A 15,153-nucleotide genomic window follows, 5' to 3' on the forward strand; every position below is an offset into this window, starting at 1 on the left:
TTGTCCCAATTGGCGAGCACTGGGACGTCCAGGACTTGACCGGTCGATGGTCGATCATGTTCGAAGCCAGAATGTGAGGGCTGCGGCGGTGCGCCAGACGCATGCTGTTCTCGACCACCTCGTGCCACTCACCGACCTCCCGCGCCGGCTCGTGCTCGTGGAACGCAAAGACCAGGTGCACATCGCCGTGCTGGTCATGCGTCTCGACCTTCGCGGCGCGCCCCTTGCGCGTCACATCGATCCGAATGAACCGCGTGCTCCCCTTCTTCGGGTATCCGCCTTCCTGGGTTGGGGTCTGCTGACAACGGGTTTGGGACGTAAGCGAGTTCGGGACATGGCTGAACGTCTCCCGGAGGTGTCTCGACTTCTACAGTGCCGCAGGCACGCACACCGTTGCTGTGACCGTGGAGGTGGAGGGGGAGGTGGAGGGGGAGGTGTGGGATTGGCCGCGCGTTGATTGGGCCGAGAGGGCTGCTGCGAGGAGGGCAGGGGGACTGTCCCGTGCGGTGCTGTGCAGGGCCTCGGTGCGGTGCACCAGTCGTGGTGCGCAGACGGGGACTGCGATGACGCCGGGAATGTGGTCGATCACTGGCTGGGGCAGGAGTGCGAGCCCGTGTCCTTGGGCGGTGAGGGTGATGAGACCGCGCACGTCGGTTCCTTCGTAGCGCAGGGAGGCGCGGTAGCTGTCGGTTCCGCTCGCGGTGCGCAGCTGCGCGAGCGGGATGGCGGTGTCGGGGGCGTCGATCCATCGGGCTTCGGCGAGGTCGGCCAGGCGGAGGCCGGTCCGGCCTGCCAGCGGGTGGTGAACGGGCAGTGCCACGGCCAGCGGTTGCTCAGCGATGGCCGTCCCCGTAGGCGGGCCGACATCGGGCAGGTGGAGCGGGTCGTGGGGAGCGGCCATGCCGTCGACGAGGCCGAGGTCCAGGGTCGCGGTCGCGACGCCTCGTATGAGGGGCTCGCGGCCGAGGACGCGCACCGTCACGTCCAAACGGGGCTGTTGTCGGCGCATGTCGGCAAGCGTCCCGGCCAGCTGGGACGTCATGGCCAACGGTGAGACTCCGATGACGAGGCGGGTGGCGGGTGCTGCGGTCAGGCGGGTGATGTCCGCACGGGCGGCGTCCAGCCTCAGCAGCAGCGGCGCGGCGTGCTCGAGCAGCCGGACTCCGACCTCCGTCGCAGAGACCGGGCGTCGTTGCAGGAGGACCGCTCCGAGGTCGCTTTCGAGTGCGGCGATGTGCTGGGAGACCGCCGACTGGGTGTAGCCCAGTTCACGGGCCGCCTCGGAGAACGAACCGCAGCGGGCCACAGCCACGAATGTCCGGAGAAGGTGCGGATCCATGGGTATCAGTATCGCTAATGGAAGGGTCATAGATCATCGTTGGTGCTGGACTCGGTTGCCGGGTCAGGATGTCGACATGACTGAGCCTTCGACGTTCTCGACAGCCCGGGTCGCGCTGGTGGGCGACCGATCGCCCAGCGTCCGGGCCCACGCCCGTATCCCCGCTCTGCTCGACGCGCTGGCCCACCGCGACCAGTTGGTCCTGGATGCGTACTGGATCCCGACCCAGGACGCAGAATCCGCCGGCTTCCTCACCGGATTCGATGGCATCTGGTTGGTGCCCGGCAGCCCGTATCGCAGCGAAGCCGGGGCCATCGCGGCGGCCCGCACCGCACGTGAGCAGGGGATCCCGTTTCTGGGCACCTGCGGCGGATTCCAGCACGCACTCCTGGAGTACGCGCGCAACGTGTGCGGACTCTCCGGTGTTGACCACGCCGAGAACCAACCGGAGGCGGAGGACCTGCTGATCGTCCCGCTGGCATGCTCCCTGGTCGGTCACGAAGGCGTGGTCAGGGTAGCGGCGGGATCGTTGGCCGAGCGCGTCCTGGGAGCGGAGCGGACCGTCGAGCGCTACCACTGCTCGTATGGCCCCAGTCCGGCCTATCTGGAGGCGCTACGGGCTCACGGACTGCGCTTCAGCGGCGTCGATGAGTCGGGCGACGTGCGCATGGCCGAGCTGCCGGATCACCCGTTCTTCCTCGCCACCTTGTTCCAGCCCGAGCTCGCGGGAGACGGAACCCGTACCCATCCGGTCATCCGGGCACTGGCCGCCGCAGCGGCCGAACATGCCTCGGGGAGGGCCGCGGAGACGCTCACCTGACCCGAGCCCGATGACGGACCGCGCAGGGACATGGAGCCGTCGCGGCGCCGGCTGACGTCAGCGGCGTCGTCGGACGGTCCTCTGGCGGTGGCCGCACCTGGCTTCGGGCGAGGGGAGATCCGGCTGTGCGTTTCGGGCGAGTGGTTACTGGGCCGTCGTCGCGGCGGGAATGTCGATGCGGGCGGCCCTGCGCGCCGGCCAGAGCGAGGCGATCAGCGCGCCTGCCAGGGCGATGAGCACGCCGAGAGCGAGGCGCCCCCAGGGAAGGACCAACGTGTAGCCCGCGACGCTTTCCTGGAGGGTGCGCCCGAGCGCCCAGCCCAGGAAGACGCCCAGGGCCGTGCCGAGGGTCGCGCCGAGCCCGCCGAGGAGCAGGGCCTCCAGGCGGATCATCCGGGTCACACCGGCGCGGTCCACGCCGAGGGCGCGCAGCGTGCCGATCTCCTTGCGTCGTTCGAGGACGGACATCGCGAGGGTGTTGGCGATACCCAGTGCGGCGATCGCCAGGGCCATGCTCAACAGGGCGTAGAAGACGTTGAGTTGGTCGCCGATGTCCCCGCTGTCCTGGGTGCGAATGCCTGCCTGGTCGAGGACGGCCAGGGCGGGGTTGTCGCCGAGGGCGTGGGTGACGCTGCCGAGCGCGGCCCGGCTGGGTCCGCCGTCCGTGGCGACGAGGATTCCGGCGGTGTTCGGTGTGGAGTCGTAGCGGGCGACGAGGGAGTCGGGTGCGGTGATGCTGGGCAGCAGGTTGCTTTGCTCGTCCGCCTGGTAGATGGCGCCGATGGTGACGCTGCCGTGCTGCTTGTCCTGACGCTGCAGGGGGAGGCTCTGGCCGACATGCCAGCCGGCTTCCTTGGCCTTGAAATCGGCCACGGCGATCTGGCCCTTGGCGAGGCAGTCGAGAGAGCCCTCGACCATGTCGTACCGCAGCAGCCGGCCGATGGTGGTGGGGTCGACGCCGGTCAGGACGGAGGAGGCGCCCGCCAGGCGGTATTCGGTGGACTGGTTGAGCGGGCTGAGTGTGGCGCCGGGCAGCTTCTTGAGGGGCGCCGTGGTGGCGGGGGTCATCCGCATGGCGCCCTCGGCGGGCTTCACCAGGTAGTCGGCGGTGAAGTGGTGGGTGGTCGCGCGGTCGAGGTACTGGGCGGCGGAGGCCCCGAGGACGGACAGGCCCGAGGCGAGGGCGAGGGCGATGGCGAGCGCGGCGGCGGTGGCGCCGGTGCGACGCGGGTCGCGCACGGTGTTGCGGGCGGCGAGGTTGCCGTGCACCGGGTAGAGGCGGGTCAGCAGCGGCTGGAGCAGGGCGACGAACGGCCGGGACAGCAGCGGGATGAAGCCGATCGCCCCGGTCAGGGTGAGCGCCGCACCGAGGCCGATGACGGTCCGGGCGTCCTTGCCCGTGGTGAGGGCTCCGTACACCACGGCGGCGGTGCCGACGAGCACCAGCGCGGCGCTGAGGCCGTTGCGGAGGGAGCCGGCGCGCGCGGGCGCCGCGGGCTCGGCCGCGCTGAGCGCGGCGACGGGCGGGATGGCCATGGCCCGGCGGATCGGGAGCCATGCGGCGACCATGGGCAGAGCGGTGCCGACCAGCATGGACGTGATCACGGTGCCCGGGGTGAGGACCAGCGGGTCGGCCGGGGTGTCGGCGGGGGCGAAGAGTGTCTGAAGCAGGGCGGCGACCCCGGTGCCGACGGCGAGGCCGGCCGCGGAGGCGACCGCACCGACGAGGAGGGACTCGGTCAGCAGGATGCGGCGCACTTGCTTGCGCGAGGCGCCGACGGCCCGCATCAGGGCCAGCTCCCGGGTGCGTCGGGCGACAAGCATGGTGAAGGTGTTGGAGATGAGGAAGGTGGCGACGAACAGGGCGACCGCGGCGAAACCCACCAGGATCTGGCTCATGGTGTCGCTGTCGCTGGTGGCGAGGTCCGTCTTGATCTGGGCGAGCCGGGCCCCGGTGACCGCGCCGGTGCCCTGGGGCAGCACCGATTCGACGCGGCTGAGGAGCTGCTGCACGTCGGCGTCGGGTGCGGCCGTGAGCTCGACGTTCTGGTAGCGGCCGGGCTGGAGGAAGAGCCGCTGGGCGGCGGCGTTGGTGAACAGCGTCAGGCTGCCCCCGGAGGGGAGCTTGGTCCCGTCGGTGCGGAAGACCCCGCTGAGGGTGTAGGCGGCGGCGCCCTTGTTCGTGCCGACGCGCACGGTGTCACCGATGCGGTAGCCGCCCTTCGCGGCGGTGGTCTCGTCGAGGGCGATCGTGTCGTTGCCGGTCGGCCCGGAACCCTGGGTGAAGCGGTAGGCCGGGTCGGTGCCATCCGGTCCCGGGGCGAAGTTGGCGCCCTGGTGGGACGGGCCGTGGCCGATCAGCTGGCCGTCGCGGTCGGCGACGGCGGCGAAGCCGTCGACTCGCCCCGCGGCGACGGCGACGCCGGGGAGCTTGGCCAGGGTGGTCACGGTGTGGGCGTCGATGCCGGCCGGCCGGCCGCCGCCGGCGGGGGCGCCATCAGGGGCGACGTTGACGGCGATGCGCTCGTAGCCGTCGGTCGCTCGGGCGGTGGCGGCACGGTTCAGGCTGTCGCCGAAGACGAGGCTGCCGGAGATGAAGGTGACGCCGAGCATGACCGCGAATGCGGTCATCAGCAGGCGGGCTTTGTGCGCGAACACGTTGCGCAGGGCGGTACGGAACATGGGATGCGGATCCTGGGAGGCGGGCTCGGCGGAGGCGAGCGGGTGGCTGGTTCGGTGCCGGCGGGCGGGTCAGCTTGTGCGTGAGCGGGTGTCGAACGCCTTCAACCGGTCCAGGACCCGGTCCGGGGTGGGATGCGTCATCTCGTCGACCAGGCAGCCGTCGGCGAGGAAGACCACGCGGTCGGCGTAGCCGGCGGCGACGGGGTCGTGGGTGACCATGACCACGGTCTGGCCCAGTTCGCGCACGGAGTCGCGCAGGAAGCCGAGGACCTCTCCCCCGGCGCGGGAGTCGAGGTTGCCGGTGGGCTCGTCGCCGAAGATGATCGCGGGGCGGGAGACCAGGGCGCGGGCCACCGCGACGCGCTGCTGCTGCCCGCCGGACAGCTGTCCGGGACGGTGGCCAAGGCGCTGGGAGAGGCCGACCATGGAGACCACGCGGTCCAGCCACTGCCGATCGGGCCGGCGGCCGGCGATGGTCAGCGGCAGCGTGATGTTCTCCAGCGCGGTCAGCGTCGGCAGCAGGTTGAACGCCTGGAAGATGAAGCCGATCCGGTCGCGGCGCAGCGCGGTGAGCTGCCGGTCGTTGAGCGTGCCCAGTTCGGTGGTGCCGATGCGGACGGAGCCGGAGCTGAGCGAGTCGAGCCCGGCGGCGCAGTGCATCAGGGTGGACTTGCCGCTTCCGGAGGGGCCCATGATCGCGGTGAACTCGCCCTCCCGGAAGGAGACGCTGACACGGTCCAGGGCGACGACACGGGTGTCGCCGCTGCCGTAGACCTTCGACAGGTCGGTGACGGCGGCCGCGGTCCCGGTCATCGGGTGTGGCGTGAGCGTGTCAAGGGGTTCGGCGGTCACGGGGACTCCACTTCGGGTGCGGTCTTCGGATGCGGAAGGGTGCACACCAAAAGGTGTCCGGGGGACGTATCAGGACCTCAGCCGCCGTGTATCGGCGTCCGCTCCGCTTCGTAGCAGTTCTGTATTCGTAGGAGGTTCTGTAGGGGCCGGGCGGTCAGGTCGGCAGGCGCAGGGTGGCGACGGCGCCGCCGTCCGGGGCGTTGTCCAGGCGCAGTTCGGCGCCGAGGAGCCGGGCCTGGCCCAGGGCGATGGTCAGGCCCAGGCCGTGGCCCGAGCCGCGCTCCTTCGCGCCCGTGTGGAAGCGGCGCGGGCCGTCGCGCAGCAGGTCCGGGGGGAAGCCGGGGCCATGGTCGCGGACGACGACGGTACGGCCCTCGACGGTGACCCGCACCGGGGTGTCCCCGTGCCGGTGGGCGTTGACGACAAGATTGCCGACGATCCGTTCGAGGCGGCGCGGGTCGGTCTCCACGGTCTGCGCGGGCTGGGCGGGCTCTTCGTGTGTCGCGTCGGTGACGGTGACCTCGGTGTCGAGGCCGGTGCGCGTCACGGCCTCGGAGACGACCGCGTCGAGCGGCACACGGGCGCGGACCGGATGTTCGGCGCCGGCGTCCAGCCGGGAGATCTCCAGCAGGTCCTCGACCAGGCCGCGCAGATCGCGCACCCGGGCCCGGAGCAGATCCTCCGTCTCACCGGGCGGCAGCAGGTCGGCGGCGGCCAGCAGACCGCCGACGGGGGTGCGCAGCTCGTGGGCCACGTCCGCGGTGAACTGGCGCTCGGTGCGCAGCCGTCGGCTGAGACTGTCGGCCATGAGGTCGACGGTGGCGGCGATGTCGGCCACCTCGTCGCGGCCCTTGGTGGGCCCGGTCCGGGCATCCAGGTCCCCGGTCGAGATCCGGCCCGCGGTCTCGGAGACCCGCCGCAGCCGGCGGCCGAGCAGCCCGGCCCCGTAGACCGCCAGGGGCGTGGCCGCCGCGAGTGCGATCAGCGAGGCCACCACCATGATCACGTCGAGCCGGTGCAGCCCGTACAGCTCTGGGCTCATGTTGACCCGAAAGGCAAGCACCCTGCTGCCCGCGCCGTCGACCCGCTGGGCGGCCCAGACGCTCGGGCCCACATTCCCGTCGACGCGCCCGTCGTAGGCGGTATGCCGGTTGCCGTCGGCCGGGTGCCGCAGTGCGGCGGGCAGCTCGGCCGGATCGAGTTCGGCGCCGTCCGTGAGGGTTCCGGTGCGCCGGTAGACGTCCATGGCCGAGTACAGACTGTTGAAGGCCCGCATTTCGGCTCGGTCCCGGATGTCCTGCGCGGTCCATACGTGCACGAGCACGCCCACCGCCGCCGCGACCAGGCAAGCCGTGGACGCGGCCAGCGCGGCGATCTTCCAGCGCAGGGGCACACGGGCCGACCGCGGCCGGTGGAAAGGGCGCACCGGCCTCAGCGCCTGAGCTTGTAGCCGAAGCCGCGGACCGTCTCGATCCGATCCCGCCCGAGCTTGCTGCGCAGCCGCTGCACACACAGGTCCACGACCCGGCTGTCGCCGTCCCAGCCGTACTCCCACACGTCCCGGAGCAGGGTGTGCCGCTCCAGCACGATGCCTGGGTGTGCGGCGAACTCCAGCAGCAGCTTCAGTTCGGTCGGGGTCAGCGCCACCGGGCTTCCGGAGACGAACACCTCCAGGCCGCCGGTGTCGATGGTCAGGTCCCCGAAGGCCAGAACCGTCCCCTCGGACGGCGGCGGCCCTTCGCCTGGCGTTGGCTCGCCTGGCGTTGGCTCGGTTCCCGGGGCGGGCGCGTAGGTCGCCCGCCGCAGCAGCGAACGGATGCGTGCCACGAGCACGTAGGTGTCCACGGGCTTGACCACGTAGTCGTCCGCCCCGGCCTCCAAACCGGCGACGATGTCGAGCCCGTCGCCGCGAGCGGACATCATCAAGACGGGCACCAAGCTGGTCTCCCGGACTCTGCGGCACAGGCCGATGCCGTCAAGACCGGGCAGCATCACATCCAGAATCAGCAGGTCGAAGCTTTCGTCGCGGAAGATCTCCAGCCCCGCCAGCCCGTCGGCCGCGGTCTTCATCTGGTAGCCGTAGCGCTCGAGGGCGACGGTGAAGGACCGGCGCATCAGGTCGTCGTCCTCCACCAGCAGCACGCGAACAGGTCGCGGAGAGGCCGGAGCCGGGGCGGACGAGGACACGGGCAGATGACTCCTGTTCGGACGGTCGTGCGGCACAGGCCCCGTGTGCACTGTGTGTCCTCACGCGCAGACGGCGGCCTGAAAGGAACGATAAGGCAGACATCGGTCGTGGCGACTGCGCAGCACAGCGGACGCGCGTCACACCCCGCACGGCGCCTTCTCTCCGTGAATACCCAGGTCAGACCAGGTCAGATCGGATGGCACGGCTCGGGCACCCGCCGGGTCCAAGGCACTCCGGCTCCCTGTGGCACCCCTTCGCCATGGCCCGGCGCACTGATTCGATGGACAACCAAGCGCTGCCTGATACCCGCCTGATACAAAACCCGCCCAGGGCGGCACGTCGCTCCGAGATCAGGGCACCGGTCGGGCGCGAGAGGAACGCGGCACCAGTGCGCTGGCATACCGGCTTTCCCCGACGTGAGGGCCCGCCTGCACGTTCCTCGTCGCCGCGGTGACCTTCGACCAGAAGGCGAACCGGCCGCGACGCGGCAGCCGACGCGACAGCCGAGGCGGCAGGCCACCCGCTTTCGACCGCGAGGCAGACAAACAACGCAACACCGTCGAGCGGCGCATCAACCGCTGGCGGCGCGCGTCATCTCCCTGCCATTCCCACATCTCCCTTGTCGCCCTCGTCTCCCTCATCCCAGGCGTTCGGCCCCAAGCGCCACGACACAGGCGACGGGACACCGGACCGCGAGCGCCACGCCCATCGGCCCGGCCGTACTTCGCCGGCCGGGCCAATGGGTCCGCCGCCTCCCCCGCGGGCGGCGGACGTCGTCAGGTCAGGAGTCCAGCCAGGTGATCCCGTTGCCGCCGTCGTTGGCGATGGTCCGGGTCATGACGTTGCCGTCCTTGGGGTAGTTCCCATGCTTGGTGAAGTACCCGGCGATGGACTCGAGCGAGGTGGCGTCGCACACCCCGTCGCCGCGAATGCAGAACCGCTCGACCGGAACGCCCGGGAATTCCTCCGGCCCGGCACCGGGAGAGGTGAACCCGAGCGCGCTCCAGCCCTTCGGCACGCGGGCCGCGGCACCGGTGCCGGGCTGCATCGGGTCGGCGTAAAGCATGCCGTTGACCTGCGAACGCGGGACGGCGGTCTCGTTGTTGGCGATCTTCTGGAGCACCACGTCCGCGACCTGCGCACCTTGGGAGTAGCCGACGATCGTCAGGCGGGCGCTCGGGTCGCGGCGGTAGGTGTCCTCGGCGGCGGCCAGCAGATTCTTGTACCCCTCGTTCACGCTGGCGTCGTAGCTCGGTGCGCTCGGGTCCGGTTGGAACGCCTTGCTGCCCACCCACGGTCCGGCGCTCGCCGGGTAGCAGACCGGAACGACCTGGTCGCCCTCGTCCAGGTGCTGGTTCGCGAATCCGTAGCTCGTGGTGCACCCGGGCGCGTCCGCCGAGGCGCCTGTGCCACCCACCTCGAGGTAGTAGTGGTGGACGTCGTCGGCCTGCGCGACGGTGGGTGCTACGACGGCGGCGCCGGCCACCATTGCCGCCGTCATGGCGGCGGTCCCCACCGCCCGTGTCAGCCTGCTCATCTTCGCCATTTCCTGGGTCTCCCCCTTGGGTTGAGCCGTGCCTGCATCGAACGGCGTTGACGTTAGCCACAGCCGTTGAAATTGCGATGACACGGCAATGACTGCGCTGGTGGGGCGGCCGAGGGACGGAACTGTGGCGAGGGGGACCTCGTGCGGCCCATGCCCTGGAACACCAGCCGTCCTGATGCCGCCTGCGTCCCGGATGCCGGGTCCGGCGCTCGACCCATTGGCTCGCCCGCCCCGGGCTCCAGGCGCACTACGTCCAGCACCGCCGTCCACGATGTACGGCCAGTCCCCAGCGCGGCCACGTCGAGTACGGCCCGCCAGGCGCCATTTGGTGCATGCAAACCCGACGCTTCCGTGGATCCTCATACCGGCGATCACGTTCGAGGCGTCATCCGAGATCAGCCACGCAGTGCAGACTCAGAAGGGAACGGTCAGTCCGGCCTCTCTCAGTCGATGCAGTGCCCTGCCCATGCACTCGGCAACCGAGGCCCCGTCAGCCCTCAGTCCACCACCTGGCAACGCTCCCCCGCCGGCGGCGAAAGTCCACGCCGGCCGGCCCTCCCGCAGGCGCTCCGCGTCGACCCGGATCATGGCCCCTACGCCCTGCTCGCCGAGCCATTCCAGGATGAGCAGCGTCGCATCCTCGACGCCGCTGTCCAGGTCCAGCTTGGGCCACCGCCCCCGTGCCTTGGTCATGGCCACAACCCTACTCAGCGTCCCATGGGGCCCAATTGCACATTGCCGAAGCCGGACGACCGCAACCGGGAAGCTGTGGCCGTGGTTGTTACGGAGCTCGCGGCGGGAGAGGGCAGCAGCACCAACTTCATTTCTGCGTGGTTCCTACGGTGCTGTCGTGGTCTCGGAGTACTTCTTGATGAGTTCGTAGGAACGGATGCGGTCGCGGAGGTCGTAGACGGGTGTGGTCAGCATCAGTTCGTCTGCTCCGGTCTCACCGGCCAGTTGCGTGAGCCGGTCTACGACGGTCTTGGGGGTCCCGACGGCTTGCTGTGCACGGAAGCCGGCCAGCGCCTGTCGCTCCTTCGCCGTGAAGGAGTGGGCGGCCGCATCCGCAGGTGTGGGGAACGGGATCTCGCTCAAGCCTTTGAGGAGTCCGGCTTTGACGACGTCCATCGGTCCCACTCGCCACGCGGCCTCTTCTTCCGTCTCGGCACACACCGCCTCCACGCACAACAGCACCCGGGGTTGCTCGCACCAACGGGACGGGGTGAACGCCGCCCGGTAACGCTCCAACACCGCAAGGGTGTTGTCCGGCCGGATGTGGTGTGCGACGGCGATCGGCAGGCCGAGTCTTGCGGCGAGAGCGGCACCTGCGGTGCTGGAGGCCAGCAGCCATGGCTCCGGCAACGGGCCGAGTGCGACTTCGTCGACGAGAAAGGACAGGATCGCGGCCACGTCGCCCTCGTACTCCGCATCCGTCGCCGGTCCGGCTCCGCGGCGAAGTGCCTGTGCGGTGGCTTCGTCGAAGGTGCCAGGGCCGCGGCCAATACCCAGGTCAATGCGGTCCGGGTGCAAGGCGGCCAGCGTTCCGAACTGCTCCGCCAGCGTGAGGGGTGCGTGGTTGGGGGCCAGTACGCCGCCCGAACCGAGGCGGATGGCCGAGGTCAAAGCGGCGGCGTGCGCGGTCAACACGACTGGTGGGAAGGCGCCGATCGCGGGCGAGTGGTGATGCTCGGCGTACCAGATCCGGCGGTAGCCCAGCGCTTCCAGTCCCTGTGCGAAGGCCGCGGTGTCGCGCAGGGTGTCCACGGCTCGGGTGCCCGTTTGGACCATCGCGACTTCCAGCGCTGAAAGAGGTATATCGATCATGTCGTCAGCATAGGGATCGAGCGTTCGACGAGGGTGCGGTGATCTCCACCTTCTCACCTTGTTGCTCACCTATTGGGTCCCTGCGCTTCGGAGCAAGGCGGCGGATCGCATACTGGGGTGGTGGCCTCGTTATCCTCGTCGTCCTCCTCGTCCTCCTCGCCTCGGTTTCGGGACCCTCAGCACACGAAGGAATCGTTCGTCTACGCCGTCCTTGTGCAGTGTCCGAAGTGTGCCAAGGTCGCCCACGTAGTCCCGGCTTCCCGAGATCTCGGCAGTGGGCCGCCGTCAATCTTCGATCAGCGGAATCTCGTCTGCCGCAGCTGTGGCCTGTGCCGGCAGTCGGGGAGGGAGAAGTCGGGGGTGGTGCTGAGATTCTCCTGGGGTCCGGGGCCGATCACCGACCCTTATTTCCAGGTGCCGCTGTGGTTGCAGACCGAGACGCGGCACGGCCGCATCTGGGCCTACAACCCGGAACACCTGGAGATGATCAGGCAGTTCGTACAGGCACCGTTGCGGGAGCGGGCACCTTGGTACGAGTCAGGGAAGAAGATGACGTTCATCGCCCGGTTGCCGGCGTGGATGAAGCGGGCGAAGAACCGCACCGAGGTCTTGCGCGCCATCGACCGCACTCGGGCCTCGCTGGTGAACCAGCAGTCACTGGTCCGCTTCCCCGGCTGAGGTGGAGTCAGCCGACCGCCGGAGTCTGCCCTCGTGGTGATCGAACGAAGTCAGCCCAGCTCTGGGCACTGAGCTGCTGTAATGCAGGCATGAGTATCTTTGTGCGCGCGCGATTCGATGTCCGTGACCAACGACAGGCGGGGGACTTCGAGGAGTTGGCACTCGCTTTGCGTAAGCAGGCGTCCAAGGAACCCGGCACCCACAACTACCGTTGGTTCTCGGCCGGTGCCGGCAGCTACCTGGTACTGGAGGAGTACGCCGACGAAGCTGCGGCCCTCGAGCACAACGAACGTGCGGCACAACTGCTGGCACGTGTGGACGAGTGCGCGGAGATGGTCCACGCAGAGATCTATGGCCCCATCGGGCCCGGGATCCGTGCATGGGTTCGGTCACGTCCTCAGGTCACTACGTTTGCGGACTTCCCCGATCACGGCGTCGAAGACTGAAGCACGATCCGTCGGCCTCCCCGCGCCGCCAACTGCGGTTCGTGTGTTGCGGCGTGGGATCCGTACTCTCCCGTGCTCTTCCGTACTCTCCCGTGCGCTGCACTCCGGCGGCAGGCGTTCCTGAAGCGACAGCCGCCGGAAGGCGCTGCCCGCTACGGACGGATGGTGAGGAGTGACCAGCGGCCCAGACGCACGCGGCTCGAGTCGCTGGTCACCGGGTCTTCGTCCGGTCGAACCAGATTGTGGCGAACGTCGGCGCGAGTCCTGCCCAGAACAGCACCTGCGGCAACAACCGGTCCGTCCAAGGCACTTGAGAGATCAGCAGAGCACACAGCATGGCCCAGGCCGCCTGGGCCACCACGACGCGGGCCCACCGGCGGCGGCGTATCAGTGACTGCACATTGAGCTGAACGCCGGCGCGCCGCCGCCGGTAGCGCAGAAGGCCGCCGGCCAGCCAGATGGCAGTCGTCGGCACGAGGTACCACAGGCGCTGGCCGAGCGGCAGCGGCAACTCCCGCTGCGCCTCACCCTCGACGGCGAACAGGTCCATCATCGTCCCGGCGAAGCCGACGCAGAGCAGGGCGAGCCATCGCACCCCGCGCAGCATGCGGTATGTGGCCTGGTCGAGACCGCGCTGCATCTCGGTGGAGTCCGGTGCGGCGGCCAGCCCGGTGGCGTAGAGGTCGGCGGCTCGGGCGGCCTTGACGCCCGGGGCCTCGGCGGCCCTCCGCGTCTGTTGGGCCAGGGCCTCGGCATGGGTGGGGTCGAGCCGGAGGATGGCGCGTTCGACCTGGTCGGCGCGGGTGGCGTCGCCCGACCAGCTGGCGATCCTCAGGGCGACTTCGTGGGCGTAGATCTCCTCGGGGTCCAGCCGCAGTGCCTCCATGACCAGATCGGATGCCTCGCGCAGGACGGGGCTGAGGTCATGGTTCTGGAGGTCGGTGATGCCGGCGCCCGCGGCGTATCGGAGCACCGACGTGCGGGCTACGGCGTCGGCGAGCATCGCATAGCCCTTCCACTGGTCCGGGGCGACGCGGACCGCCTCGCGCAGTATGGGCTCGACCTCGCGCCAACCGCTGGGCCCGCTGGTCATCGCCAGGGCGCGCAGAATGAGTACGACGTAGTTCCCGGGAGCCAGCTTGAGTGCCTCGTCAGCCGCGTGAAGGGCTTGTTCCGGCTGCTCTGTGTTCAGGTGGCAGTAGCCGATCTCGACCCAGGCGCGTAGGTCACCGGGGTCTTCGGCCAGGCGCTGCGACAGCAGGACCCGTGCCTGGTCATAGCGTTTGACATCGATGAGGGCTCGGGCCTGTTCGACGGCCGGGTGCAGTTCGGTCACAGCTTCCGCTTCTTCTTCAGATAGGCCACCAGGTCGTCGTACATCCCGCCGTCGTTCGCGTACATCGCCACATTGCGGGCGGCCGCGAACCATGGCTCCGTCGAGGGCGCGATCTGCCCCGCCGCGGCCATCAAATCCTTCATGCCGATCAGGCGAACGGTCCCGGTACGGGCCGAGTCCAGCAGCGCATGCTCGGCCGCGGCCTCGCAGACATGGGCCAGATCGGCGCCGGACAGGCCGTCGGTGGCCTTCACCAGCTTGCCGAGGTCGACGTTCTCGATGGGCCGCTCCCGCAGGTGATAGCGGAGAATCGCCTCCCGGGCCGGTGCGTCGGGCGGCAGCACCAGCAAGGTCCGGTCCAACCGGCCGGGGCGGCGCAGGGCGATGTCCACGTCCCAGGGGACATTGGTGGCGGCGAGCACGAACACGCCCTCGTTGGCCTCCGCCTCGACGCCGTCCAGCTCGGTCAGCAACTGGTTGACGGTGTTGCGCATACCGCTGCTCTGGCTGCGGCTGCGCTTTCCGCCGAGCGCGTCCAGTTCGTCCAGGAAAACCACGCACGGGGCCTGGCGGCGGGCGGTCTGGAAGAGCTCGTGCATGTTGCGCTCGGAGTTGCCGATCCACATGTCGAGCACGTCGTTGACCGACACGGACAGGAAGTTGGCCCCGAGTTCGCCCGCGACGGCCCGCGCGATGAAAGTCTTGCCGCAGCCGGGCGGCCCGTACAGCAAGAGCCCCCCGCGCAGGCTCTTGCCGTACAGGCGGCGCAGTTCCGGGTTACGCAACGGCGCCAGAAAGGCGGCCTCCAGTCGCTCCTTGACCTCCTGCATGCCGCCCACATCGGCGAGGCGGATGGCGCCCGGCCGTTCCACATCCCAGGCGGCGGCATCCCCAGGATCGCCGCTGCCGTCGACGGTGAGCGGCGCCTGAACGAACCGGGGCGGGACGGCATCGCCGACCTGATCCTCGGCTGCCCTCCAGTCGAAACCCGGGCCCGAGGTGGGGGCGAGCGTCGGAGGGTGCCCGGCCGCGGGTTCCTGCGGCGGCACGGCTGCGGAGACCGGAGATTGCTCGGGCGCCGGGGCCTGCGGCTGCGCGGCGGCGGGGACGGGAGGCTCGCCGGGCGCCGGGGCCTGCGGTGGCACGGGAAGCGCGGCGTCGCCGGGCGGGGTTGCCGGAGCACCTGTCAGGGCCCGGACCATCAACTCGCGTGCGTGGACATCACCGGGCGCATGCTGCAACGCCACAGCAACCTCCCCCACCGCGGCGTCGCCGTGCCCCGCGGTCAGCAGCAACTCAGCGAGGTGCAGCCGCAGGGGTACGTCATCCGGGGCCGTCGCAACGGCCGTACGCATGCTCTGTATCAGGGGGGATTCCGCCAGCATGACCCCCACTTTACGGAGCCGACGCGGGTCACTTGCAGGTGCCCTTGATGCACTCTG

General features: G+C 70.0%; 13 protein-coding genes and 1 pseudogene. 4 read left to right on the forward strand and 10 right to left on the reverse strand.

All coding sequences use genetic code 11. From position 1 onward, the window contains the following. Positions 1-367: 367 nt before the first annotated feature. A complete protein-coding gene (locus tag ACZ4S3_RS32215; protein ID WP_467940633.1) occupies positions 368-1,339 on the reverse strand; it encodes a LysR family transcriptional regulator in 972 nt (323 codons plus the stop codon). 76 nt (positions 1,340-1,415) lie between these two features. Here ACZ4S3_RS32215 and ACZ4S3_RS32220 point away from each other — a divergent pair, with 76 nt between their 5' ends. Beyond that, a complete protein-coding gene (locus ACZ4S3_RS32220) occupies positions 1,416-2,159 on the forward strand; it encodes a CTP synthase C-terminal region-related (seleno)protein (protein WP_467940635.1) in 744 nt (247 codons plus the stop codon). A 144-nt stretch (positions 2,160-2,303) separates the two neighbouring features. Here ACZ4S3_RS32220 and ACZ4S3_RS32225 read toward each other — a convergent pair whose 3' ends face one another. The 4 genes from ACZ4S3_RS32225 to cseB all read right to left on the reverse strand — a co-directional run bounded on the left by ACZ4S3_RS32225 (position 2,304) and on the right by cseB (position 7,835). Next, positions 2,304-4,841, reverse strand: a complete 2,538-nt coding sequence (locus ACZ4S3_RS32225) for an ABC transporter permease (RefSeq protein WP_467940637.1) — start codon at positions 4,839-4,841, stop codon at positions 2,304-2,306. Between the two features lie 69 nt (positions 4,842-4,910). Further along, complete coding sequence (locus ACZ4S3_RS32230; protein ID WP_467940786.1) at positions 4,911-5,654, reverse strand: ABC transporter ATP-binding protein; 744 nt, start codon at positions 5,652-5,654, stop codon at positions 4,911-4,913. A 193-nt stretch (positions 5,655-5,847) separates the two neighbouring features. Then, entirely contained in the window at positions 5,848-7,086 is a 1,239-nt protein-coding gene (locus tag ACZ4S3_RS32235) for a sensor histidine kinase (RefSeq protein WP_467940639.1), read from the reverse strand. Positions 7,087-7,124: 38 nt separating this feature from the next. Next, positions 7,125-7,835, reverse strand: a complete 711-nt coding sequence (cseB, locus tag ACZ4S3_RS32240; RefSeq protein ID WP_467940641.1) for a two-component system response regulator CseB — start codon at positions 7,833-7,835, stop codon at positions 7,125-7,127. 505 nt (positions 7,836-8,340) lie between these two features. Here cseB and ACZ4S3_RS32245 point away from each other — a divergent pair. Next, positions 8,341-8,469 (forward strand): annotated as a pseudogene (locus tag ACZ4S3_RS32245) (IS5/IS1182 family transposase); the annotation flags it as partial. A gap of 193 nt (positions 8,470-8,662) precedes the next feature. On the opposite strand, the gene ACZ4S3_RS32250 reads toward ACZ4S3_RS32245, so the two are convergent. The 3 genes from ACZ4S3_RS32250 to ACZ4S3_RS32260 form a co-directional block, all read right to left on the reverse strand. Continuing rightward, positions 8,663-9,418, reverse strand: coding sequence for a PE-PPE domain-containing protein (locus ACZ4S3_RS32250; protein ID WP_467940643.1), 756 nt, complete (start codon positions 9,416-9,418; stop codon positions 8,663-8,665). 423 nt (positions 9,419-9,841) lie between these two features. Next, the gene (locus ACZ4S3_RS32255) at positions 9,842-10,120 is read right to left on the reverse strand and encodes a hypothetical protein (RefSeq protein ID WP_467940644.1); all 279 of its coding nucleotides are present in this window, start codon (positions 10,118-10,120) and stop codon (positions 9,842-9,844) included. 144 nt (positions 10,121-10,264) lie between these two features. Then, positions 10,265-11,251 (reverse strand): LLM class flavin-dependent oxidoreductase, encoded by a 987-nt coding sequence (locus ACZ4S3_RS32260; RefSeq protein ID WP_467940646.1) that lies wholly within the window; start codon positions 11,249-11,251, stop codon positions 10,265-10,267. A 360-nt stretch (positions 11,252-11,611) separates the two neighbouring features. Here ACZ4S3_RS32260 and ACZ4S3_RS32265 point away from each other — a divergent pair, with 360 nt between their 5' ends. Beyond that, the gene (locus tag ACZ4S3_RS32265) at positions 11,612-11,929 is read left to right on the forward strand and encodes a hypothetical protein (RefSeq protein WP_467940648.1); all 318 of its coding nucleotides are present in this window, start codon (positions 11,612-11,614) and stop codon (positions 11,927-11,929) included. 89 nt (positions 11,930-12,018) lie between these two features. Further along, on the forward strand, positions 12,019-12,375 hold the full coding sequence (locus ACZ4S3_RS32270) for a putative quinol monooxygenase (RefSeq protein ID WP_467940650.1): 357 nt from the start codon (positions 12,019-12,021) through the stop codon (positions 12,373-12,375). Positions 12,376-12,586: 211 nt separating this feature from the next. Here ACZ4S3_RS32270 and ACZ4S3_RS32275 read toward each other — a convergent pair whose 3' ends face one another. Continuing rightward, positions 12,587-13,711 (reverse strand): tetratricopeptide repeat protein, encoded by a 1,125-nt coding sequence (locus tag ACZ4S3_RS32275; RefSeq protein ID WP_467940652.1) that lies wholly within the window; start codon positions 13,709-13,711, stop codon positions 12,587-12,589. Further along, entirely contained in the window at positions 13,708-15,096 is a 1,389-nt protein-coding gene (locus tag ACZ4S3_RS32280) for an ATP-binding protein (protein WP_467940654.1), read from the reverse strand. Before ACZ4S3_RS32280 ends, ACZ4S3_RS32275 begins: the two co-directional genes overlap by 4 nt. Positions 15,097-15,153 lie beyond the last annotated feature (57 nt).

Source organism: Streptomyces sp. NPDC028368, assembly GCF_055565615.1.